General features: G+C 64.4%; 13 protein-coding genes. 6 read left to right on the top strand and 7 right to left on the bottom strand.

The window, feature by feature from the left end; genetic code table 11:
- Positions 1 to 5: 5 nt before the first annotated feature.
- Genes V6M87_RS24045 through V6M87_RS24035 form a run of 3 tightly spaced genes read left to right on the top strand, consistent with a single transcriptional unit; the run spans position 6 to position 4,117 of the window.
- Positions 6 to 902, top strand: coding sequence for a hypothetical protein (locus V6M87_RS24045; protein WP_332879208.1), 897 nt, complete (start codon positions 6 to 8; stop codon positions 900 to 902).
- Positions 899 to 2,401: a HAMP domain-containing sensor histidine kinase gene (locus V6M87_RS24040; protein ID WP_332879207.1), complete on the top strand. Its 1,503-nt coding sequence runs from the start codon at positions 899 to 901 to the stop codon at positions 2,399 to 2,401. Before V6M87_RS24045 ends, V6M87_RS24040 begins: the two co-directional genes overlap by 4 nt.
- A gap of 27 nt (positions 2,402 to 2,428) precedes the next feature.
- Positions 2,429 to 4,117 carry a M14 family zinc carboxypeptidase gene (locus V6M87_RS24035; RefSeq protein WP_332879206.1) on the top strand — a complete coding sequence of 563 codons (1,689 nt, stop codon included), beginning with the start codon at positions 2,429 to 2,431 and terminating at the stop codon, positions 4,115 to 4,117.
- A gap of 68 nt (positions 4,118 to 4,185) precedes the next feature.
- On the opposite strand, the gene V6M87_RS24030 is transcribed toward V6M87_RS24035, so the two are convergent.
- The 3 genes from V6M87_RS24030 to V6M87_RS24020 are packed head-to-tail and all read right to left on the bottom strand — an operon-like array spanning position 4,186 to position 7,638.
- Positions 4,186 to 5,988 carry a DUF885 domain-containing protein gene (locus V6M87_RS24030; protein WP_332879205.1) on the bottom strand — a complete coding sequence of 601 codons (1,803 nt, stop codon included), beginning with the start codon at positions 5,986 to 5,988 and terminating at the stop codon, positions 4,186 to 4,188.
- Positions 5,988 to 7,112 (bottom strand): branched-chain amino acid ABC transporter substrate-binding protein, encoded by a 1,125-nt coding sequence (locus tag V6M87_RS24025; protein ID WP_332879204.1) that lies wholly within the window; start codon positions 7,110 to 7,112, stop codon positions 5,988 to 5,990. The genes V6M87_RS24030 and V6M87_RS24025 overlap by 1 nt, the downstream gene beginning before the upstream one ends.
- 46 nt (positions 7,113 to 7,158) lie before the next feature.
- On the bottom strand, positions 7,159 to 7,638 hold the full coding sequence (locus tag V6M87_RS24020; RefSeq protein WP_332879203.1) for an Lrp/AsnC family transcriptional regulator: 480 nt from the start codon (positions 7,636 to 7,638) through the stop codon (positions 7,159 to 7,161).
- Between the two features lie 91 nt (positions 7,639 to 7,729).
- On the opposite strand from V6M87_RS24020, the gene V6M87_RS24015 reads away from it, so the two are divergent.
- The 3 genes from V6M87_RS24015 (at position 7,730) to V6M87_RS24005 (ending at position 19,863) form a co-directional block, all read left to right on the top strand.
- Positions 7,730 to 9,247, top strand: coding sequence for an aminotransferase class V-fold PLP-dependent enzyme (locus tag V6M87_RS24015; RefSeq protein ID WP_332879202.1), 1,518 nt, complete (start codon positions 7,730 to 7,732; stop codon positions 9,245 to 9,247).
- 190 nt (positions 9,248 to 9,437) lie between these two features.
- Positions 9,438 to 18,206 carry a GH36-type glycosyl hydrolase domain-containing protein gene (locus V6M87_RS24010; protein ID WP_332879201.1) on the top strand — a complete coding sequence of 2,923 codons (8,769 nt, stop codon included), beginning with the start codon at positions 9,438 to 9,440 and terminating at the stop codon, positions 18,204 to 18,206.
- 124 nt (positions 18,207 to 18,330) lie between these two features.
- Positions 18,331 to 19,863 carry a CehA/McbA family metallohydrolase gene (locus V6M87_RS24005; RefSeq protein ID WP_332879200.1) on the top strand — a complete coding sequence of 511 codons (1,533 nt, stop codon included), beginning with the start codon at positions 18,331 to 18,333 and terminating at the stop codon, positions 19,861 to 19,863.
- A 159-nt stretch (positions 19,864 to 20,022) separates the two neighbouring features.
- On the opposite strand, the gene V6M87_RS24000 is transcribed toward V6M87_RS24005, so the two are convergent.
- From V6M87_RS24000 to V6M87_RS23985, 4 genes are all read right to left on the bottom strand, one after another.
- Positions 20,023 to 20,286: a PAAR domain-containing protein gene (locus V6M87_RS24000; RefSeq protein WP_332879199.1), complete on the bottom strand. Its 264-nt coding sequence runs from the start codon at positions 20,284 to 20,286 to the stop codon at positions 20,023 to 20,025.
- 35 nt (positions 20,287 to 20,321) lie between these two features.
- Entirely contained in the window at positions 20,322 to 21,797 is a 1,476-nt protein-coding gene (locus V6M87_RS23995; RefSeq protein ID WP_332879198.1) for a virulence factor, read from the bottom strand.
- Positions 21,794 to 24,019 carry a T6SS effector phospholipase Tle3 domain-containing protein gene (locus V6M87_RS23990; protein WP_332879197.1) on the bottom strand — a complete coding sequence of 742 codons (2,226 nt, stop codon included), beginning with the start codon at positions 24,017 to 24,019 and terminating at the stop codon, positions 21,794 to 21,796. Before V6M87_RS23990 ends, V6M87_RS23995 begins: the two co-directional genes overlap by 4 nt.
- Before the next feature lie 44 nt (positions 24,020 to 24,063).
- Positions 24,064 to 24,822 (bottom strand): DUF2345 domain-containing protein (locus V6M87_RS23985; protein WP_332879196.1); only part of this gene is annotated, 759 nt, incomplete at its 5' end.

Raw genomic sequence — 24,822 nt, 5'->3', positions numbered from 1 at the left:
CGCCGATGCGCACCTGGCTCGCGCGTGTCGCGCCTCTCGCGGTGATGCTGGCCTGTGGCGCAAGCGGCTTGGCCTGCGCCGCGCAGAAGGACAGCACGCAGGGCTACCGTTTCCAGATCGTCACCGGTGACGACAGCAGCGTCACGCGGCGCATAGCCGACGATCTGTATAAACGGCTGGTGCCGACCTTCACCGGTTTTCGCACCGAACTGGCCCAGCGCCGGCGCCTGGTGCTGGTGGCAATCGGTCCCGCCGCCCTGCGCGACGCCGCCTTGCGGCCGTGCGACTGCGTGGTGATTGCGGCATTCACGTCGAGCCAGGTGTGGCGCGATGTGATGGCGCAGGTGACGCCCGCGCGCGCCGCGTCGATGACGGCGGTCTACGCCGAGCCGGCGCCGGCCGACCAGCTGAAACTGATCGCGCTGCTGTATCACCGGCCCGCGCGGGTGGCGGCCATCGTCGCCGATCCACGCTTTTTTGCCGGCCCGCTGGCCGGCGCTGCCGACTTGTATGCATTCACGGAAGGCGACGACATCAACCGCCTGCTGAACCGCATCGCGCAAACCGAGGTGCTGCTGGCGCTGCCCGACAACGCCGTCTTCAATGCCGAAAACATCCGCAACATCCTGCTCTCGACCTACCGCCACAAGCAGGCCGTCATCGGCTTTTCCAGCGATATGGTGCGCGCCGGCGCGCTGGCGTCGACCTATTCCGATATCGACGACATCAACGTACAGGTGGCCGAGACGGTGGCGCACTTTGTCGCCACCGGAGACTTGCCCGCGCCGCAGTTCCCGCATTACTTTCGCACCGTCGTCAATGAAGGCGTGGCCCGTTCGCTCGACGTGACGGTCGATGGTGCCGCGCGCCAGTTCGCGCGCCGGCCGCCAGCGTTGCCATGAGCTGGGGTTTCTGGCGCAACTGGAGCATCGGCACGCGCATGGCCTGCATCGCGATGCTGCCGGTGGTGCTGCTGTTCGCTTCCTTCATGGGTTATTCGTGGTATTCGCACCGCATCCAGGTGGACGAGGAACTGGCCGAGCGCGGGCGCGTGCTGGCGCGCGCGCTGGCCGAGACGAGCGAATACAACGTTATTTCCGGTAACCTGTCCGACCTGCGCCTTACCATTCGCGGCCTGGTGCAGTCGGACGCCAGCATCTACCGCGTCGACATCGTCGACAGCAGCGGGCACGGCCTGGCCAGCGTGGTGTCCGAGACGGCCCTGGCGCCGCAGCGGCTGCAATACGGCGCGCCGATCCGCAAGCAGGTCATCTGGATCAATCTGTTCTCCGACAACGGCACGCCGCACATCACTGCCCCGTCCGACATCCGCCCGCCCACGGTCACCACCACCAATGTCGGGGAGGTGCGCGTGACGATGTCGCCCACTTACCTGCTCGGCAAACAGGCGCGGCGTTTTCGCGTCGAACTGGCCATTGCCGCACTGGCGCTGGCAGCGTCCGGCGTGCTGGCGTTCCTGCTCGCGCGCAGCCTGGCGGTGCCGCTGCAAGAGGCCATCCACGCCTTGCGCGCGATCCGCGGCGGGAACTACAAGGTCAAGCTGCCGGTCAGTACCGGCGGCGAGGTGGGCGATTTGCAGGCGTCGATTGGCGACATGGCGATCGCGCTGAACCTGTCCAAGCAGGACCTGGAAAACAAGGTGGCCGAGCGCACGCGCGACCTGCTCGCCTCGCGCAACGAAGCGCTGCGCGCCGACGCGGACAAACGCAAATTGATCCAGAAGGTGAACTCCATCGTTGAAGACGAGCGCAAGAGCATCGCCATCGAAATCCACGATGAACTCAATGCCTCTCTGATCGCCGCGCGCCTGGAATCGCAAAGCATCGCGGCACTCGCAGGGAAATTGAATGCAGCGACGCCGGCGCCCGAGATCGAGGAGATCCGTCTGAAAGCGCAGGCCATCACCAAGCTCACGCTCGACCTGTACGCCAGCGGCCGGCGCCTGGTGCGGCGCCTGCGTCCGGAAGTGCTGGAGATGCTCGGCCTGCATGGCGCGGTGGAAGAGATGCTGCGCCATTACGACAGCGGCTCCGGCTGCAGTTTCACGTTTCACTCGGAAGGCGATTTTTCGCGCCTGGGCCACGACCTCGCCATTTCGGCCTACCGCATCGTGCAGGAAGCGCTGTCGAACGTGATGAAGCATGCCCATGCCGCGCATGCACAGGTCAGCCTGGTACTGCAGGACGATGTGTTGCGCATCGCGGTGGCGGACGATGGCGCGGGCTTCGATCCCGTGCTGTCCTCGGAAGGCATCGGCATCATCGGCATGCGCGAGCGCGTGTACGCGCTGGCGGGCACGATGGCGGTCCACTCGACACCGGGCGCTGGTACGGAAGTGGGGATCGTGCTGCCCCTGGAAGACCGAGTTAATGTATCGTAGCGGTCTAGATTTTCGATGGAGCTGACGATGACCACCACTTTGCAAACGCCGTTCGAGGCGGGCAACCAGAACCAGACCACCACCTGGGATGCATGCATCGCCTGGTACCAGGACCTGGCCGAGCGCTTCCCGCACATCCTGCGCTTCGCCGTCATCGGCGCGTCCGACGCCGGCCTGCCGATCCATGCTGGCGTGGTCAGCGCCGACGGCGAATTCGACCTGGCCGCCATCAAGAAGGCCGGGCGAACCGTCTTCTTTAACAACAACGGCATCCACCCTGGTGAACCGGAAGGCGTCGACAGCTGCATGGCGCTGGTGCGCGATTTCTGCCAGCAGCCTGACCTTCTGTCTGCGCTGGGCGAGACCGTGTTCCTGTTCATCCCGCTCTACAACGTCGACGGCAGCATCAACCGCGCCAACACCTCGCGCGTGAACCAGGATGGCCCCGAGCAGTTCGGCTTTCGCGGCAACAGCCGTCACCTCGACCTGAACCGCGACTTCGTCAAATGCGACACCTTGACCGCGCAGGCGTTCAACAAACTGTTCACCGCGTGGGACCCGGACGTCATGGTCGACACGCACACCTCGAATGGCGCCGACTATCCGTACACGATGACGCTGATCCACACCCAGGCCGACAAGCTTGGCGGCGACCTGGGCGACTTTTTACGTGACACCATGCTGCCGGCGATGTTCGGCGAAATGGACCGGCGCGGCTGGCCCACCTGCCCGTACGTCAATCCGGTCAAGGACAGTCCCGACCACGGCATCGCCGAGTTCCTGGAAACGCCGCGCTTTTCGACCGGCTACGCGGCCTTGCATCACACGATCGGCTTCATGCCCGAGACGCACATGCTCAAATCGTTCGCCGACCGCTACGCCTCGATGCGCGCGCTGGTGGAAACCGCGCTGGCGTTCACCGTCGAACACGGCCGCGAAATCCAGGCGCTGCGCCGCATTACGCGCGAACAGGGCCGCACGCGGCGCGAGTGGCCGGTGCACTGGGCGATGGATGAGGCGAATCCATCCCGGTTCCGCTTCAAGGGCTATGCGGCGAAGTACAAGGCCAGCGTGCTGGGGAACTATTCGCGCCTGTGGTACGACCGCAGCGAGCCGTGGGAACGCGAGATCGCCTATTACAACCGCTTTCCGGCCGACGTCACCGTGTCGGTGCCGCGCTACTACGTGGTGCCGCAAGCCTGGCGCGAAGTGATCGAGCGGCTGGCGTGGAATGGCGTGCGCATGGAGCGGGTCGATGCGGACCATGTCGTCGAGGCGTCCTACTATCATGTGAACGGCGTGTCGTCGCGCGCGCATCCGTACGAAGGCCACATGTTCCACGACGACGTGCAACTGGAAAAGCGCCGCGCCCCTGTCAAGCTGCAGGTGGGCGACTACCTGGTGCCGCTGGACCAGGATGCGGCGCGCTATGCGATCGAGATGCTCGAGCCGCAGGGACATGACAGCTTTTTCCGCTGGGGCTTCTTCAACAGCGTGCTGGAGAAGAAGGAAGCGTATTCGGACTACGTGTTCGAGGATACCGCGGCGGCGCTGCTGCTGGAAGAACCCGGGCTGGCAGACAAATTCGCGGCGTGGAAAACGGCCAATCCTGCGCTGGTGTCGAACCAGGAGGCGGTGCTCGATTTTGTGTTTGCGAACTGCGCGCGGTATGCGGAACCGGAGTGGAAGCGGTATCCGGTGTTGATGCTGGATTGATTGCACCGCCAACGTTCGCGCCGTCATCGCGACGCAAGTCGGGATGACGTGTTGGTGTGGTAGCGCCGTTATTTGTTAGCCGCAATCCACCGATCCACCTTCGCCTCCAGCAACGCCAGCGGCAGTGTCCCTTCCCCCAGCACGACCTCATGGAACGCCGGCAAACTGAATTTCGCGCCCAGCGCCGTCTCGGCCCGCTTGCGCAATTCGACGATTTTCAACGCCCCGATCTTGTACCCCAGCGCCTGCGCCGGCCACGCCATGTAGCGCTCCGTTTCGCTGCGCGCAATCGACTCGGGATAGCCCAGCGTGTCGCGCATGTACTGGATCGACTGCTCGCGCGTCCACCCCTTCGTGTGCATGCCCGTATCGACCACCAGCCGCACCGCGCGCAGCATCTCGTCGTTCAGGTGGCCGAAATAATCTTCCGGTTTGTCGAACAGCCCCATCTCCTTGCCCAGGGTTTCCGCATACAGCGCCCAGCCTTCCGTAAAGGCGTTGTTGCCACCGAACAGGCGGAAGTTCGGCAAATGCAGTTCCTGCATCAGCGCGATGTGGAAGTGGTGGCCCGGCTGGCCTTCATGCAGGAACAGCGTCACCATGCCGGTGCTGCCGTATTCTTTCGGGTCGTTCACCACCGACCAGAACACGCCTGGACGCGAGCCGTCGACGGCCGGCGGAGAATAGTGGTCCGATGCCGTGGCGCGCGACAGTTCTGGCTCGAGGCGCAGGTCGAGCGGCGTTTTTGGGCGCAGCGAGAACAATGCAGGCAGCTTGGTTTTCAGCTGCGCATCAAGGTCGCGGTAGACGGCAATGACTTCCTGCTCGGTCTTGAACGGCTTGTATTTGGGCTGCGACAGCACCCACGTCGGCAGGCCGGCAGCAGGGCCGGTGTAGCCCATTTTCGGGCCGGTCTTCGCGTACTCGCCCTGAATACGCGCGACTTCGGACAGACCGGTCGCATGGATCTGCTCCGGCGTGAGGCTGGTCGTGGTCTGGCTGGCAACCCGCGCCAGGTACCAGTCAGCGCCTTGGGGCAGGGCGCTCCAGCCGGTGCTGGTGCGCGCCGCCGGCAGGTAGTCGGTTTCGAGGAAGGTCGCCAGGCGCGCCAGGGCCGGATTGAGTTTTTTGGCGATGGTGTCGCTGTAGGCCTGGGTCAGCGCGCGCTGGTCGGCCGCCGTGAAGGTCTTCGGCATATTCGTGATCGGGGCGTAATATGCACTCGCCTCCGCCGAGCTGGCCGCCAGTTTTTTAAACTGCGGCAGGCTTGAAATAACGATGGCTTTCGGCTGCACGACGCCAGTGCGCATGCCTTCGCGCATATTCGCAATCGCCTGGTCGATCCATGGTCCCAGCTGCGCCAGGCGGTTCAGGTACGCCTTGTAGTCGCGCACCGTCGTCAGTGGCTGCGAGCCTTCGCCGCCGGCGTAATTGGCCAGCGTGACCGGCAGGCTGTCCATCTGGTTAAGCGGCAGCAGGTGCTCCGGGAAGGCTTCGAAGCGCAGCGCCATGGCCAGCTCGTAGTTGAGGATGTCGTAGCTGGTGCGGTCGCGCTGGACCAGCTGCTGCGGCGCAATCGCGTGCAGGCGCTTCAGATAGCCGCGGTACAGCGCAAACTGTTTGGCGCGCACGGCGGGCGCAATCGACATGCCGAGTTGATCTGCAAACCGGTTATCGCCATTTTCGCTGGCCGATACCGGGTCGAATTTCGCCTGCGCGTCGTAGTATTCGTCGGCCAGGGCATTCAATTTTTTGCCGGCGGCGTCAGCCACTTGCGCGCTCACTTTTGCGGTGGCTGGCGCCGCGCCCGCAGGGGCAAAGGCAAATGACAAGGCCGCGCCGATGGCGCACAGTTTAAAAATTGGATTCATCAATAGCTCGCGAGAGGCGCCAGGGCGCCGTTGGTAAAGGTGTAGACGGTGACCGCCGTTTTCTTCAGGTTGCCCTGCGCATCGTAGCCGTAGCTGCCGACCACGCCCTGGTGGGTGCTGGCGCGCAGCTGGGCCGCAACGGCTTTCGTGTCGACCGACTTGGCGGCGCGGATGGCCTGGGCGATGAACATGGTCTGGTCATAGAACGATGGCGCATACACGTCGGCGTCGCGATTAAAACGCTTGCGATAGCGCTGCTGGAATGCCGGACCGTCGGACTGCTTGGCCAGGATGGCGCCGGCCTGCGCGCAGCGGACATTGTCGCCGACGGCGTCGCCGCCGAGTTTGGCCATCTCCGGACTGCATAGCGTGTCGCCGCCGAGCAGTTTGGCGTTCAGCCCGAGCTGCTTCATCTGGCGCGCCATCGGTGCGCCTTGCGGCGCGTAGCCGCCGAAGAAAATCGCATCGACCTTTTTCGCCTTGAATGCAGTCAGGATGGCGGCAAAATCGCTGGCCTTGTCGGTCGTGAATTCGTGTCCGGCAATCGTCAGGCCGGCGGTCTTGGCCTGGCGCTTGAATTCGGTGGCGATGCCCTGGCCGAACGCGGTGCGGTCGTCGATGACGCCGACGTTTTTCAGTTTCAGTTCCTTGGCTGCATACGATGCCATCGCGCCGCCCACCTGCAAATCGCTGGCGACAATGCGGAATACATTGCTGTAGCCGCCCTGGGTGATCTTCGGATTGGTGCCGACGGTGGACATCAGGATGCCCGCTTCGCTGTAGACACGCGAGGCGGGAATCGCCACGCCCGAGTTGTATGGGCCAAGCACGAATTTGACGCCGGCATCGGCAAATTTTTGCGCGACGTTCACGCCGGCTTTCGGGTCGCCCTGGTCGTCTTCCGACACCAGTTCGAATTTCAAGGTATTGGCGCCCAGGGTGAGCTTCTGTGCATTGAGTTCTTCCACTGCCAGGCGCACGCCATTTTCGTCGTCCTTGCCGGCAAAGGCGTTGGCGCCGGACAGTGGGCCGCTCACGCCAATTTTGACGATTTGTTCGGCTGCCAGCGCAGGCGCCGAAAGCAGCAGCGCTGCGAGCGCCAGCGGCGCGTAAATATGCTTCATTGAGATAGTCTCCTGAGTGGACGAACGCGCGCAATCATCGCATGAATTACACCCCATGCGCGACCAGTTCCAGTGGCAGCGCGCTGGTCGATTTGATCTGCTCCATCGAAAACGCCGACGACACCCCGGTCAGCTTCGCCGTGCGAATCAGCTTTTTATAGAACAGGTCATAGCCCTCGATATCGGTGGTGACGACTTTAAGAAGATAATCGACGTCGCCGCTCATGCGGTGAAATTCCTGCACTTCGGGCAGCGCGATGACGGCGGCCGCAAAGCGCGCCAGCCATTTGTCATCGTGCTCGCTGGTGCGCACGCTGACGAACACCGTCACCGGCAAGCCGACTTTTTTGCGGTTGACGACGGTCACGCGGCTTTCGATGTAGCCTTCTTCTTCCAGCCGGCGTACCCGCTTCCAGCACGGTGTACTGGACAGGCCGACCTTCTCGCTGACGGCGGCAATCGACAGGGTGGCGTCGGCCTGCAAGGCGGCCAGAATGGCGTAATCGAAGTGGTCAAGTTGATTCATGCTAAATCTGCCAAATAAATAGATGATTCATACTATATCACTGCTTCATTGTGAATAATTTGGGATATTTGGCCCCGTACCAGCCGCTACCATGGACGGCATGATTTATCTCGACGCCAACGCCACCTCCCCCATCCTGCCGGCCGCAAGTGCCGCCGCCCAGGCCACCCTGTCCGCCAACTTCGGCAACCCCAGCAGCACTCACGCGGTGGGTTTGCGCGCCCGGGCCATGTTGGACGCCACCCGTGCCTGCGCGCGGCGCGTGCTTGGCGCGAGCGATGGCCGGCTGTTGTTCAATAGCGGCGCCACCGAAGGCATCCAGACTGCGGTGCTGTCCACCCTGGTCGATTTGAAAGCGCGCGGTGCGACCGGCGGCCTGCTGCTGTACGGCGCCACCGAACACAAGGCCGTGCCGCAAGCGCTGGCGCACTGGAACGCGATCCTCGGCACTGGCTGCGAAGTGCGCGCACTGCCGGTCGACGCCAACGGTCAGCACCGCCTCGACATCCTGCGCGAGTGGGCGCCACAGGCACGCCTGGTGTGCACCATGGCGGCCAATAATGAAACCGGCGTGGTGTCCGACCTGGCCGGCATCGAGCAGGTCCTGCAGGGCAGCCGCGCATTGTGGATGGTCGACTGCGTGCAGGCGCTCGGCAAACTGCCGCTGGAACTGTCGCGCACCCGCATCGATTACGCCCCGTTTTCCGGCCACAAGCTGTACGCGCCGAAAGGCATCGGCATGCTGTACGTACGCGCTGGCGCACCGTTCACGCCATTGATCGCCGGCGGCGGGCAGGAAGACGGCCAGCGCTCCGGCACCGAAAACACGGCCGGCATCGCCGCCCTTGGCGCGGTGCTCGATGCCTTGCTGGCCGGCGGCACCTTCCACGACCACGCCACGCTGGAGAATTACCGCGACCGCCTGGTCGACGCGCTGGTGGCCGCCTTGCCCGGCCTGGTGTTCAATATGCCGTTCGCGCAAGCGCTGCCGACCACGCTCAATTTTTCGGTGCCGGGGCGCTCCAGCGGCGACATCGTCGACCTGTTCGACGCCGCCGGCATCCAGGTCAGCGCCGGCTCGGCGTGTTCGTCGGCCAAGGCCGCGCCCAGCTACGTGCTCGAAGCGATGGCGTTGCCCGACTGGCGCGCCGCGTCGGCCGTGCGCCTGTCGTTCGGCCCGGCCGTCGATGAAGCCTTCATCGACGCGGCCTGCGCGCGCATCGGGCATTGCGGGCGTGCGCTGGCCGGCTGCAGCGTCAGCGCCACCCGCGACGTGTACCCGCACGATATCGAGCCTGCCGCCGTCCTGCAGCCGGCACAATGGGCCGCTTTCTTTGCCGACCATCCCGATGCGCAACTGGTCGATGTGCGCGAAACCTTCGAGCACGCTGCCGGCGCCGCCACGCTGCGCGGCCGCGCCCTGTATTCGGCGCCGCTGTCGCGCCAGGGCGAATTCGTGCCGGCCTGGCTGGCCGAGCAGGACCACGCGCTGGTGTTCGTCTGCCGCAGCGGCAAGCGCAGCGCACGCGCCGCCGCTACCTTGCGCCATCTTGGCCGCAACCGGGTTTATCATCTGGCCGGCGGCTTTGCGCTCGCAGGGGAAGCATAGACATCCATAAAAGCGGGACCATTCACGCTTCTGTACGCTAACGTACAGTGACGAAGGTGATGATGTTTTAGCATGGTCGTAGCCGTGCGTTCTTGCGCGCCATAGTGTGCTTTCGTGGATTGCCATAGCGACCAAGGGTCGATGCGCCGTCCTGCGCAACGGTTACACCCGACATCACCGAGGTCTCCTGTTGAACAAAGAATCTGACATCGTCCTGGACGCGCCCGACGCGCCACTGAATATTCCTTCCACCATTGCGCGCAAGGGCAGCCCGGACGACGAAGCGCCGCTGCGCTCCGAATTGTTCAGCGCCGCCCAGATGTCGGCCCACGGCCGCCGCCTGGCCGGCTGGCACCAGCTCAGCGCCCAGGGTGGCCCCGACCGGCTGCTGTCGCGCCTGACCGACAACGCCCACGTCATTGCCAGCGCCAGCGCCGACCTGACCCGCGCCGCCAAAGCCGGCATGCGGCTGGCGCCTGCCGCCGAATGGCTGCTCGATAACTTTTATCTCATCGAAGAGCAGATTCGCACCGCGCGGCGCCACCTGCCGAAACACTACAGCCGCGAGCTGCCGCGCCTGGCCAACCCCGGCATTGAAGGCACGCCGCGCGCTTATAAACTGGCGCTGGAGCTGATCTCGCACGGCGACGGCAAGATCGATCCCGAAAGCCTCACGCGCTTCGTTGCGTCATACCAGGAAACCGCGCCGCTGCGCCTGGGCGAACTGTGGGCCATTCCGATCATGCTGCGCCTGGCCCTGATCGAAAACCTGCGCCGCGTGGCGGCACGTCTTGACGAACACCTGGTCCAGCGCGAGCTGGCCAACAGCTGGGCCGACCGGATGGTCGAAACGGCCGAGACCCGGCCCGGTGACCTGATCCTGCTGGTGGCCGACATGGCGCGCGCCGTGCGCCCGATGGGGTCGAGCTTTGTGGCCGAACTGCAGCGCCGCCTGCAAAGCCAGAACCCGGCCTTGACGCTGGTGATGCAATGGGTCGGCACGCGCCTGAACGACGAGGGACAAACCATCGACGGCCAGGTGCAGGCCGACATCGGCCAGCAGTCGACCGACCAGGTTTCAATCAGCAACAGCATCGGCAGCCTGCGCTTGTTGACGACCGTCGATTGGCGCGAGTTCGTCGAAACCATGAGCGCCGTCGAGCAGACCCTGCGCCTGGACCCGTCCGGCACCTACGGCCGCATGGATTTCGCCACGCGCGACCATTACCGCCACGTTGTCGAAACGCTGGCGCGCACCTCACCATACAGTGAAATTGAAGTGGCCGGACACGTTCTGGCCCTGGCCGGCGAACTGCGCGAAACCGCGCAGGGTGGGCTTGACGGCCGCACTCGCCACGTTGGCTACTATCTGATCGGCTCGGGTCTGCCCACCTTACGCAAGCGCCTGAAGGCGAAATACAGCCTGGGCGGCACGCTGCGCCACACCGTGACCGAACACCCGCTGGCCGGCTACCTGGGCGGCATCGCGCTGTTGACGGCCATGTTCACGGCTTCGGTCGTCATCCACGCCCGCGACGGCGGCGCCGAGACCTGGCTGATGGTGCTGGTCGGCGTGCTCGCCGCAGTCGGCTCGAGCCAACTGGCGCTGGCGCTGGTGAACTTCATGGCCACGCGCCTGGCCAGCCCGCATCCCTTGCCGCGCCTGGATTTCAGTCATGGCATTCCATCCGATGGCGGCGCCATGGTGGTGGTGCCAACCCTGATCTACAGCCAGAAAAATGTCGATACCCTAGTCGAGGCGCTGGAAGTGCGCTTCCTGGCCAACCGCGATTCGAAACTGCGTTTTTGTCTGCTGACCGACTTCACGGACGCGCCGCGTGAAACCATGCCGGACGACGCCGAACTTGCCGAGCAGGCCAGAGCCGCAATTGCCGCGCTCAATGCCCGCTACGGTTTCGACGACATTGTCACGATGGGCGAGGAGGGCGAAGAACAAGTCACCTCCACCGTGCGCGTCGAGCCGTTTATTTTGCTGCACCGCCCGCGCATCTGGAACGACAGCGAACAGGCCTGGATCGGCCGCGAACGCAAGCGCGGCAAGCTCGAGGACATGAACGCCTTCCTGCGCGGCGGCGCGCGCGAGCGCTTCAGCGTGGTCGAAGGCAGCCTCGAAGGCCTGGCGAATATCCGCTACGTCATCACGCTCGACGCCGATACCCAGCTGCCGCGCGACGCTGCGCGCCAGTTTATCGCCACCATGGCGCACCCGCTCAATCAACCGCAGCTCGATCCCACCGGCACCCGCGTGGTGGAAGGCTACGGCATCCTGCAGCCGCGCGTGTCGACCGCGCTGCCGCACGAAAACGCCTCGCGCTACGAACACCTGTGCGGCGGCGAACCGGGCATCGACCCGTACACCCGCACCGTCTCGGACGTCTACCAGGATTTGTTCGGTGAAGGCTCGTTTGTCGGCAAGGGCATTTACGATGTCGACACCTTCGAGCACGTGCTCGGCAATCGCCTGCCCGACAATACCGTGCTCTCGCACGATTTGCTGGAAGGTTGTTACCTGCGCGCCGGCTTGCTGTCCGACGCCCAGCTCTACGAATCGTACCCGAGCAGATACAGCGACGACGTCAGCCGCCGCCACCGCTGGATCCGCGGCGACTGGCAACTGGCCGGCTGGCTGCGCGGCACCGTCCCGGGGCCGGAAGGAAAACGCCTGCCGAACCGCTTGTCGGCGCTGTCGCGCTGGAAGCTGTTCGACAACCTGCGCCGCAGCCTGGTCGCGCCGGCATTGACCGTGTTGCTGGTGCTGTGCTGGGCCACGCTGATGGCGCCGGCCTTCTGGAGCGCGGCGATCCTGTCGGTGTTCCTGCTGCCGGCCATCATCGGCTCGCTGATCGGCCTGGCCGACAAGGGTCACGACATGCCGTGGGAGCAGCACCTGATCAACTGGTCGGAGGGCGCCCGCTCGGCCTTCGGGAATGCCCTGCTCGACCTCGCATTCATGCCGCACCAGGCCTGGTACAGCGTGGACGCCATCGTGCGCACCGGCTGGCGCATGCTCGCCTCGCACCGCCACCTGCTCGAATGGCGCGCGTCGACGCTGTCGCGCTCGAGCACCGATTTGACCAGCAACGTGCGCAATATGTGGTTTGCGCCGGCGCTGGCCGTGGGCGTCGCCCTCCTGCTGTCGTTCGAGAATCCGTACGCGCTGTTCCCGGCCGCGCCACTGCTGCTGCTGTGGTTCCTGTCGCCGGTGCTGTCGTGGTGGATCAGCCGCCCGATCGAACGCGCGGTTGCCCAGTTGAGCAAGCCGCAGACGCTGTTCCTGCATGTGCTGGCCCGCAAAACCTGGAATTTCTTCGAAACCTATGTTGGGGCGGAAGACAACTGGCTCCCGCCCGACAATATGCAGGAGCATCCAACCCACGTCGTCGCGCACCGCACCTCGCCGACCAATATGGGCATGGCGCTGCTGGCCAACCTGACCGCCTGGGACTTCGGCTACATCGGCGGCGCCGAACTGCTGCGCCGCACCACCGATACCCTGGACACCATGGCCAAAATGGAGAAATACCGCGGCCACTGGTACAACTGGTACGACACCCGCACGCTTGAGCCGCTGATGCCGCGCTACGTGTCGGCGGTCGACAGCGGCAACCTCGCTGGCCACCTGCTGACGCTGGCCGCTGGCCTGAACCAGATGGTGGACCGGCCGATCGTCGGCAACCAGCTGCTCGACGGTATCCGCGACACGCTCGATGTGCTCGAGAGCTTCGCCACCGCAGCGGTGCTCAAGGCCGCCCCGGCCCTGCGCACCGAACTCGATGCCTTGCGCGCGCTGCTCGCAGACGAACAACGGGCCCGCACCGATACCTTGCCCGGCTTCGCCGACAACCTGGCCGCCCTCGCGCGCCAGGCCGACGCCATTGCCGCCAGTCTGCCGGCCAATGCCGACGCCCTTCTGCGCGAATGGAGCAGCCGCCTGGCCACCCATTGCGCCACCGCGCACGCCGAAATCCTGACGCTCGCGCCATGGATGCGCGCGGCGCAGGAACATGTCATCGATTCGAGCCTGACGCGCATTCCAACCCTGCGCGAACTGGCCGAATTCACGCCTGCCTTCAGTACCGCCACCGACCTGGCGCCTGCCGAACGCCAGCGCCAACTGGTGCTGGCCCAGCTGGTCGCAGAAGGCAGCGCTACGGCGCGCGTGCGCATCGCCCGCCTGGTCGAACTGGCCGAGCAGGCGCGCGAAGACGCCCAGATGGAGTTCGGTTTCCTGTATGTCGAGGACCTGAAATTGCTGGCGATCGGCTACAACGTCACCGACCGGCGCCTGGACAACAGCACCTACGATCTGCTCGCCTCGGAAGCCCGTCTGGCCAGCTTTGTCACCATCGCCCAGGGCCAGCTGCCGCAGGAGCACTGGTTTGCGCTCGGCCGCAACCTGTGCCTGGTGGGTGGCGAACAGCTGCTGCAATCGTGGAGCGGCTCGATGTTCGAGTACCTGATGCCGCTGCTGGTGATGCCGACCTTCAGTAACACCTTACTTGACCAGACCTACCACGGCATCATCCGCGCGCAGGCCGATTACGGCCGTAAGCGCAACGTCCCGTGGGGTATTTCGGAGTCGGGCTACAACACCATCGACGCGTCGATGAATTACCAGTACCGTGCGTTCGGCGTGCCAGGCACGGGCCTGAAACGCGGCCTGGGCGACGACCTTGTCATCGCACCGTACGCCACCATGATGGGCTTGATGGTGGCACCGGAACTGGCCACCGAAAATCTGCAGCGCATGGCCGATCTCGGCTTCATGGGCCGCTACGGCTTTTATGAAGCCATCGACTACACCGCCGCGCGCCTGCCGCGCGGCCAGGATTTCGTGGTCGTGCGCTCGTTCATGGCGCACCACCAGGGCATGGGTTTCCTCTCCCTGTCGTACCTGCTGCACGAGCGCCCGATGCAGCGCCGCTTCGAGTCCGACCCGCTGTTCCAGGCCACCATGCTGGTCTTGCAGGAGCGCGTACCCAAGACCGGCGCGTTCGAATCGGCCAGTGTCGAAACTGATGTGCTGCGCAACGCGAAAGCCGATCCGGATACGCCGATGCGCGTGATCACCGCGATGGCCACTGCCCACCCCGAAGTGCAGCTGCTGTCGAACGGCCGCTACAACGTCATGGTCAGCAGTGCCGGCGGTGGTTACAGCCGCTGGAAAGACATGGCCGTCACGCGCTGGCGCGAAGACGGTACCGCCGACGACTGGGGCAATTTCTGCTATGTCCGCGATGTGGACAGCGACGCTTACTGGTCGACCACGTACCAGCCGACCGCCGCCAAGCCCGATTTCTATGAAGCCGTGTTCTCGGAAGGCCGCGCGGAATTCCGCCGCAGCGACAACGGCATCGAGCTGCACACGGAAATCGTCGTCTCGCCCGAAGACGACATCGAACTGCGCCGCACCCGCATCCTCAACAAGTCGAACCAGGTGCGCACCATCGAAGTGACCAGCTTTGCCGAAGTGGTGATGGCGCCGGCCGCGGCCGACAATGCGCATCCGGCCTTCAGCAAACTGTTCGTGCAGACCGAGATCCTGGCGTCGCGCAATGCCATCCTGGCCACGCGCCGTCCGCGCGAGAAGGACGAGCAGGTGCCGTACCTGCTGAACCTGATGACAGTGCACGGCGGCAGCAGCGTCGACGTCTCGTTCGAAACCAGCCGCCCGGCCTTCATCGGGCGCGGCTACAACGCCATTTCTCCGGCCGCGCTGCGCACCGGCGGCGCGCTCGGCGGCGCGGATGGTTCGGTGCTCGACCCGATCGTCTCGATCCGCCGCACGCTGCGTCTGGAACCCGACGAAGAAGTCGTGCTCGACATCGTCCTGGGCATGCACGACACCCGTGACGGCGCGATTCACCTGGTCGACAAATACCAGGACCGCCACCTGACCGACCGTGTCTTCGAACTGGCGTGGACCCACAGCCAGGTGGTGCTGCGCCAGCTGAACGCAACCGAGACTGATGCTCAGATGTACAGCCGCCTGGCGGGCAGCGTGCTGTATCCGAACGCGCTGCTGCGCGCCGACCCGAGCATCGTGGCGCGCAATAACCGCGGCCAGTCGGGCCTGTGGGCGTATGCCATTTCCGGCGACTTGCCGATCGTGCTGATGCACATCCGCGATGCCGCCAATATCGAACTGGCCAGAGAACTGGTGCAGGCGCACGCGTACTGGCGCCTGAAAGGTCTGGTTGTCGATTTGGTGATCTGGTACGAAGACACGTCCGGCTACCGCCAGGCGCTGCACGACCAGATCATGAGTCTGATCGCTTCCGGCGCCGACGCGCAGTCGCTGGACCGCCCGGGTGGCGTGTTCGTGCGCCTGCTCGACCAGATCCCGCAGGAAGACCGCGTGCTGATGCAGTCGGTCGCCCGCGTCATCATCAACGATACCGCCGGCAAGCTCACCGACCAGATCCGCCGCGCCAACAACGTCAAGGCGGCGCCGCTGCCGTTGCTGGTGCCGAACCAGGAACGCGAGCCGTTCATCCACCGCGCTCCCGTGCTGGCCATGCCCGAGACCCTGCTCGACAACGGCATCGGCGGCTTCAGTCCGGACGGCCGCGAGTACCTGATCCGCACCAGCGCGACCTCCCGCACGCCGGCACCATGGTCGAACATCCTGGCCAGCCCGGTGTTCGGCAGCGTCATTTCCGAAAGCGGCCAGGCCTACACGTGGAGCGAAAATGCCCACGAATTCCGTCTCACGCCTTGGGAGAACGACCCGGTCTCGGACAAGGGCGGCGAAGCGTTTTATATCCGCGACGAAGAAAGCGGCAGCTACTGGTCGCCGACGGCCTTGCCGGCGCCATCGGGCGCCGACTACCTGACGCGCCACGGCTTCGGCTACAGCCAGTTCGAACACACCGCGTACGCGATCAATTCGACCTTGCGCACCTTCGTTGCGCTCGACGCGCCGCTGAAATACGTGGTCATCACGGTGCGTAACGATTCGAACGTCACCCGCACCCTGTCGGTGACCGGCTATGTCGAATGGGTGATGGGCGATTTGCGCGCAAAATCGGCCATGCACATCGTCACCGAGCGCGATGCCGACAGCGGCGCGCTGTTTGCCCGCAATGCCTACAACAGCGATTTTTCCAGCCGCGTGGGCTTCTTCCACGTGCATGGCAAGGAAACCGCATTTACCTGCGACCGCACTGAATTCGTCGGCCGCAACCGCAGCCTGGCCAATCCGGCCGCGCTGGGTCGCACCGCCATGTCCGGCAAAACTGGCGCTACGCTCGATCCGTGCGCGGCGCTGCAGGTGGCCTTCACGCTGGCCCCGGGCGAGTCGCACGAACTGGTATTCCTGCTCGGCGTCGGTGGCCGCCGCAACCAGGACACCAGCGGTATCGTCAAGCGCTACTCGGGTTCCGAGCCCGCCGCCGACGCATTCGCGCAAGTGCGCCGCTATTGGGACGAAACCCTGGGCGCGCTGCAGGTGTCAACGCCGGAGCCCGCGCTCGACGTGCTGGCCAACGGCTGGCTGATGTACCAGACCATCGCGTGCCGCATGTGGGCGCGCAGCGGTTACTACCAGTCCGGCGGCGCTTACGGCTTCCGCGACCAGTTGCAGGATGCAATGGCGGCGGTCCACACCCGTCCTGAAATCCTGCGTGAGCACTTGTTGCTGTGCGCTGCGCACCAGTTCTCGGAAGGCGACGTGCAGCACTGGTGGCATCCGCCCTCAAACCGGGGCGTGCGCACGCGCTGCTCGGACGATTACCTGTGGCTGCCGCTGGCGGTGTACCGCTACGTCAGCACCACCGGCGACATGTCGGTGCTGTCCGAAACCGCGCCCTACCTGGAAGCGCGGCCGCTCAAACCGGAAGAAGAGTCCTACTACGACATGCCGGGCGCATCGCATGAAGTGGGCGACCTGTACCAGCACTGCGTGCGCGCCATCAAGCACGGCCTGCGCTTCGGCGAGCATGGTTTGCCATTGATCGGCACCTGCGACTGGAACGACGGCATGGATCGCGTCGGCAACCACGGCAAGGGCGAATCGGTCTGGCTGGGCTGGTTCCTGATCGACGTGATGCAGCGCTTTGCCGAAGTGGCCGACAACTATAACGACAGCCACTTTGCGTCCACGTGCCGCGCAGAAGCCGAGAAGCTGGGCGCCAACATCGAGAAGAATGCGTGGGACGGTGAGTGGTATCGGCGCGCCTACTTCGACGACGGCACGCCACTGGGTTCATCCACCAACGACGAATGCCAGATCGACTCGATCTCGCAGAGTTGGGGCGTGCTGTCCGGCGCGGCGCCGGCCGAGCGTGCGGCCAGCGCCATGGCGCACGTCGACGCGCGCCTGGTGCGGCGCGACTCCGGCATCGTGCAGCTACTCGATCCGCCGTTCGATGACGGCAAGCTCAATCCGGGCTACATCCGCGGCTATGTGCCGGGCGTGCGTGAAAACGGCGGCCAGTACACCCATGCCGCCATCTGGACTGCGATGGCCTTCGCCCACATGGGCAATGGCGCGCGCGCCTGGGAGCTGCTGCGGATGATCAATCCGGTCAACCACAGCACCAACCCGGAACAGACGGCGATTTATAAAGTCGAGCCGTATGTGGTCACGGCCGACGTGTATGCGGTGGCGCCGCATGTAGGCCGCGGTGGCTGGAGCTGGTACACCGGGTCGGCCGGCTGGATGTACCGCCTGATGGTCGAGTCGCTGCTGGGCTTTGGCCGCCATGACGACAAGCTGGTGCTCACGCCCCAGCTGCCGGACGGCTGGCCGGGCTTCTCGATGGAATACCGCCATGGCAGCGCGACGTACGCGGTGGACGTCAAACTGGCGGAGCATGCCTTGATGCTGGTCGACGGCCAGCTGGTCGCCGGCAACGAAGTGACGATGGTCGACGACGGCAAGCGCCACACCGTGGAATTGCGCGTCGTGGGTCCCGTGATTGCACTGGGCATGTGATTGATTTCAAAGGGGAAATCCAACTTGCGCCGTCGTTATTATTTATCAAATGAATAATAGCGACGGCGGGTAGCAAAGCGCCTCGGCGCAAACTGGGCGTGAATGCAATTGCAATAATTGCATCATGAAAGCGCCCATCGTCCTGCTGCTTTTCCCGCTGCTGGCCTGCGCGGCCGGCCCTTCTCCCGACCACAGTGAATTCGAGGCGACCTTGTTCGCGCCGTACCGCGCGCCGCCGTCCGGCGCGCGCACATTCACGCTCTCGTTCGACTATCCCAAACTGCCAACGCCGCTGGTGGCCACCTGGCGCCTGGATCTGTCACGCGCCGGCGTGCCGGTGGCGCAATGGCATGGACAAGTGACCTTGCACGGCGCACCCGTCGAGGCAAAAGTGGACTGGGCCGGGGCGACGCAAGCGGGCATCTACACGGTGCGCCTGACGGCTGGCGTGGGGGGCGGCGATGCGGTGCAGGAATGGGAGGTGGCGGTCGGCGTGCCCATCGCCGCGCTCGCGCCGGCGGCGCGGGCAGCAGCGCTGCCATGGGATATCTACCTGGGCAACCTGCACAGCCAGGCCAACGACAGCGACGGCGGCGCGGCGCTGGACAGCTGCCACAGTGCGCAGCCGCCGCAAAGCGCGCCGTTCGGCCCAAAGGACGCGTACACGTTCGCGCGCGGGCGCGGGCTCGATTTTCTGCTCACGTCCGAACACAACCACATGTTCGATGGCTCGACCGGCACGAATGCCGACGCCGATCCGGAGACCGCGCGCGCCCGGTTTCATGGCGGCCTGGCCGAGGCCTTCCGCTTTACCGCGGCGCACCCCGGTTTCCTGGCGCTGTACGGCCTGGAGTGGGGCGTGATCGCGAATGGCGGCCACCTGAACATCCTTGACAGCACCGAGCTGCTGGGCTGGGAACGCGGCAAGGATGGCGCCGCCATCGCCGATACCTGGACCGCGCGCAGCGACTACGCCGGGCTGTATCAGCTGATGCGCGCGCGTGGCTGGACCGGACAGTTCAACCATCCCGCGTCGACCGGCCAGTTCGTGGTGAACGGCGTCCCGCTCGGCTATACGCGTGACGGCGACGCCGTGATGGCCTTGTGCGAAGTGGTCAACACCAATGCGTTCTCGAGCAACGACAGCGAAACCGAAACCCGGCGCAGCAGTTTTGAAGCCGCCTGCAACCAGGCGCTGGAAGCCGGTTACCACGTGGCGTTCAGTAGCAACCAGGACAACCACTGCGCCAACTGGGGCGCGGCCTACACCAACCGCACCGGCGTGCTGCTGGCGCGCGGCGCGCCGTTCAATCGCGCCACCTTCATGGATGCAGTGCGCGCGCGGCGTGTGTTCGCCACCATGGACAAGACCGGACAGCTGGTCTTGACGGCGAACGGCCACGTGATGGGCGAACGGTTTACCAACAACGGCGCGCTGACCTTGACGGCGCAATTTATCAGCAGCGCCGGCAAGCAGGCGGCCAGTTTCAAATTGATGGAAGGCGTCCCGGGGCGCAACGGGACGGTGTCGGTGCTCAGCGAGCTGGCCAGCTTCACGTTCACGCCGGTGCCGGGCGAGCATTTCTACTATGCGCGGGTGACGCAGGATGACGGCAATATCCTGTGGTCGGCACCGATGTGGGTGACGCAAATGTAGCCGACGCAGTCCACCTCTTGCCAATATTATCCTGACGAAAGCCTCAGCGCCGCCATAGGAATCGGCGGCATCGCCCGCCCGGGCCACACGAACCAGGCGATGCCGCGCCGCTTGAACAGGTGTTGCAGGAAGGCCCAATCGGACTCGTTATCCTGGCGGCTAACGGCGGGCGCTGTTCGACAAGGTGGAGATCAACAGCGCGCCGCAATCGGCCTTATGTCCCGCGAACGCCACCGGAATGCCGTCGATGAGCACCTCGGGATCACCCTCGGCGATTCTGCATACGCCATGACCGGGTAATGGACAGCTACACAGATCACCCTTGCGGGCAATTGCCACACCCATCGCCTTGCTATTTGGCGAAGCCGATATCACCTTCCCGCCATGGCTGGTAGGGTCATTCAAACGTATTACATTGCGCATGGTCTTCTCCTGTAACGTTTCTGTTGCCCCGGCTATCAATCCGAAAAACCCTGCATGCGAAACGTGGCATCGTGCCGGATGCCCCACCACATCAGATAGGCATGGTTTTCGCCGCGCGCCCGGAACCACGGCTTGTCCGCAACGATCGGGCGCACCGTTTCAGGCGGCGTGACGAGCACGGCGGTGGCGTGTGCCGGGTCGGTGGTGCCTGCCACCAGCACGTTCTTGCCGAAATGGTTGGCGTAGGCAATGCCCAGCGCGACATTGGTCAGTGCGGTACCCGCACCCATTTCGCCGAGTATCGAGGGCGTGTTGAAGGTCTGCTTCATGTAATCGAAGACGGGCACATCCAGCACCAGCACGTGGGCCAGGTGACGCATGCGGTCGCCGGAATCCGGGTGGCTGATGTTCGCGTCGTGGATCACGTAGCCCATCTCGGGCACGGTTTTGTTTGCGTTGGCCGCTGCAGTAGCAAGTGTTGCGTGCCAGGCTTCGACGACGGCGGCGCTGCGGTCCTTTGCGGCGAATTTGGCAGTAGCGTTGTCGACCGGACGGCCAATCCAGGCCAGCGCATCGCGCGCGGTTTTGTAGTTGGGGCCGGCCAGTACGAGCAGCACCATGTTCTCGTTGAGCTGGTCTTCCTTGGGCGGGTAACTGGGTGAGTCCCAGTTCATGGCCCAGACGGTTTGGTCGGGATGCGCCTGCAAATAGTCCAGCGCTGCTGTCAGCGAGGTAAAGCCTGCATTTGGGCCACCCATGGTGACCCGCACGTCAGGCAGGGTGCTGCGCGACCAAGCTGTGGGAAAGCGGGGATTGCCAATCAAGAAGCATTTTCTGATCGTCTCGCTCAGATATTTCGCCGCAGCGACGGGTTCGAGCCTGCCGTTCGGCAACGCGTATTCGACATGAATGCCCGCCAGTTCACGCCGCGTGGTCTTGTCCTTCAGCGAATGGGCATTGTAGAAGTAGCGAGAGCTGGAGAAATAAATATCATAGAACCGATCGATCAGTTCACTGACATACTTTTCATGAAAACCCTCGAAGGTTTCGCTTCCTCCGTTGCCGGCAGCCAGTCCGCCGATCGCCTGAAGCTTGGCATACTTTTGGGGTTTAGTCCGTACCATGTCATCGTTCTCATTGGGTGCAGCCACGCCCAGCGTCCACAACAACTGCCATTCGGTCGGGTAGTCCCGCCGTTGCAGGGGATTGAGCCACTGCACGCCGACCACTTGCGCCATGAAGGGAGGAGGAGGCGCGGCTGCTACCGGTGCGGCTGGAGCTGCGGCGGCCGCTGCGGGCGGCCCGGCACAGGCGCTCACCAAAGCCAGCGTGGCGATGGCAACGAGCGCAGGCATAGCAAGAAAGCGTTTCATTATTTCTCCATTGGACAGAATATGGCTCGATTCGGCGCTGGCCAACCAGGCAAGCAAGAGTGCTGTGCCGGCCGCGAGCAGGAAGGCAAGAAATGCCCATGCGATGCGACGTGGGCGGCTGTTGATCAAAGACCTCATGCGTTGTTTCCCCTTTGCGAAAGTGGGCGCCGTGGCCGCGCCGGGCTCTCGCGCACATCCACTATCTTGTCGGGCATGCGCCCATCGCTGTCAGCAGCATTTGCCCAGTCGAATACAGATTGTTCGCCGAACAATCCCTTCCCAAAATATTCCACGAAAACCTTGTTTGGATCATCCTTGTCCAATCCATTCAGAAAACGCCAGTCCGCAGCGATTCGCAGCGTGTGCATATCCTTGTCCCGAATGTGACAGTGCCCAATGGCGACGTCATAGGCCAACGCCTTTTGCGCATGCATGGGATTGGTCATGATGGTCGAGTGGTCGGTGGCATGCGTGTCGACGGTGGCCGCCAGGAACGTCTTGATCTTCTTGTTGCGCCACGCTGTGTAGTCGGCGCTGGCCGATTCGGGGTTGTCTTCGGCGTCCACGTGTTGCGCAGTTTTTGCAACGAGCCCCTCGCGCCTTGCCTGCATGCGCAGGCGCGCGTGGTCTTCGTAGCGCAGGGAACTCTCCGTGCCGGCATCGCCCATCGCCGCGTCGGTTGCTTCGCGCGCCCCACCGGGTTTGGATGCAATCGGCTGGTCGCCTGCGTACGGGTCGCCGGCGTCGCGTACGCGATCCTTGTCGCGCGCCTGGCCGGGCGCGTCGTAATGCTGGTCGAAGGCATCGGTGGCGGCGCCGTAGCGCACTGCCTGCGGCTTGAACGGCGCGGGCAGGTTGGGGGCGTCGAGTGGAATTGCCCACTCCTTGGCAGGCACCGCGTTGATCCGGATACCGGCCAGCGCCACCGTCGCGATCATGACAGGCGACGTCACGACGGTAAGAATTTTGCCCACGATGCGGCCCTTGTTCGCGTCGAGCCCCTTCGCCACCGAGTAGCGCGCTTTCATCGATTCCGGTACCCAGAATTGCGGGCTGCCCGGTCGGGGCTGTCGATAGTGGTTGGTCCAATAATGATACGTGCCCTTGGCGCCGACGGTATGCCCTTGCGCGAACACGCGCTGGCAGAAGATGCCCCTGCCGCCAGCGGCATCGATTTCATCCGGGTTGAGACCGCGCCAACCGATTCCCACCACGGCCGTCGACGAGATCACCTGGTCATGCGGATTGCAGTACAAGGTCACGCGCCCGGTCGTAGTGGGGCGGATGCCGTAGCCGTACGCGCTGCGGTCGGTGGCAATGTGAAAGCCGTGGGCGTCGTTCGCCATGAACCGGTCGATGTCTTCGGCGTCCTGCGGACGCGAAGCAGGCTGGCGGATGATGTCGAAAAAGGCGCGCAGGGTGCCGATCCGGGCTGCGAGGCTCTGGCGGCCCGTGCCGCCCTGCCGATCCTTCGCGCTGCCCGCGCTCCAGTTCTCGGTAAAATTCGATTCCGCCAGGCTGTACGGGGGATTGCACAGCACATAGGTGTCGGCCACGCAGCGTCCGGCCACGCCGGCCGAATCCTGCGCCTGGGGCAGGGTGTCGCCAAGGAAGGCTGCCGCCATGCCGACCATATTGCCCTGGCTGTGGCAGACGATGGTGATCGGAACGTCCGCCTGGCACCGGCGGATCGATTCGACCAGCCTGGCCAGGCGCAGCGCGGCCAGCACGTAATACGGGCGTGGCGGGCAACTGAAGACGATGCGGTCGCTGGTCGGGTTCAGGTGTTCGATCTGCACCCAGAGGAGCAGGTTGTCCGAAATACCCCCGGTCCACAGGTCCGGCAGCGACGTGCAGCCATTGGCGAACGGCCCGCCGCCCCAGTAATTGTGCTCGTTCAGGTAGATGCCTTCGCCGAACTCCTGCAATTCCTGCACGCTGGCCTTGTAGCCCCAGCGGAAGTGGATCACGGGCGAGAAGTGCTCGTTCTCGCCGATGAAATTTTTATGGTTCATATCGGGATTGACGAACCCGTCGGGTGTCAATTCCGGCAGGTAGTTTGCCGGGGTCAGCTGTCCACCCTCGGCCGTGGCGTAAGCCATATGTTCGTCGCAGCGCTTGAGGCGTTCGTTCAGGCCCGCGCACAGGCCTTGCTCTGCTGCCGCATACCATTCGCCATCGGAATTGACGCCGTGCACGAAGATAACGATGCCGGGTAGCGGTTCGCGCATGATCACGTCGAGGTAGCCGCCATTGAGCCACGTCACGCCGGTTTTGCTACCGAGGAAAATACCTTTTCCCCCGTAGCCTGTCAGTTGCGGCGCTCCCGGAAAGGTACCGCTTGATTCTGGATCGCTCATTGTCTCTCCTTGCAAATCAAGAAAGGCGTTGTGCCGCGTGTGCCTCAGCGCCGCGGCGCACGGAAGGTCGCCACCAGCTGCTGCATGCGGTCAGCTTCGGTCCTGCCTGCTGCACCGGCGGCGTCGGTGGTGCCTGGCACTGGCGGGGCGCCGTCGCGTTGAAGGCCAAGTTCCATGTCCTTGACGGGTTGGCCATCGCTCCCGCGCAGCAGGCGCGGCGTGCGCGCGAAACTGCCTTCACTAAACGTGGGCAGCTCGGCGGTCTTGCTGGCAGGGCCGTCCCAGTGGTGACCTGCGGTCTTGACCTGCATCGGACCTGGACCGCCGATTTCTGGCGCGCCATCCTTCAGGCTGAGGTATGCGCCAGCGGAATTGATCAGGACGATGTCTTCGGCCATGATGATGACGCGGCCTTTGGCACTGATTTTGACGTCTTTGGCCGCGTCGATCTGGGTGCTGTCGTGTTGGCTTTGCATCAGCAATTTGCCGTAATTCGCAATCACGGTCAGCCCTTCCTGCTGGGCAAACAGCGAAACACTCTTGCCAGCTTTGACGTTGAAGCGCTGCCCGGCGGTCAACTGCAAGTGTTGCTGGGCGACCGTGTCGATATTGGTTGCAGCGTAGCTGACGATCGCTTGCGACGTGGCGAAGCCGATACCGCCCGGCGCCGTGAGTCCGATGACCGGCGCGCCGCCGTCATGTTCCTCGGTGCCGTCGGCGCGGTGATAGCGCACGGTGCCGGCGGCGTTTTGTGGCAGGCGCAACTGCTCGACGAACAGCACCAGGGTGTGCACCGGCGCGCC

The sequence above is a fragment of the Massilia sp. S19_KUP03_FR1 genome, assembly GCF_036688685.1.
In the GTDB taxonomy this organism is placed as follows: Bacteria; Pseudomonadota; Gammaproteobacteria; order Burkholderiales; family Burkholderiaceae_D; genus JALYUM01.
Note: the sequence above shows the minus strand (reverse complement) of the source record. Positions and strands in the feature narration are given on the sequence as shown.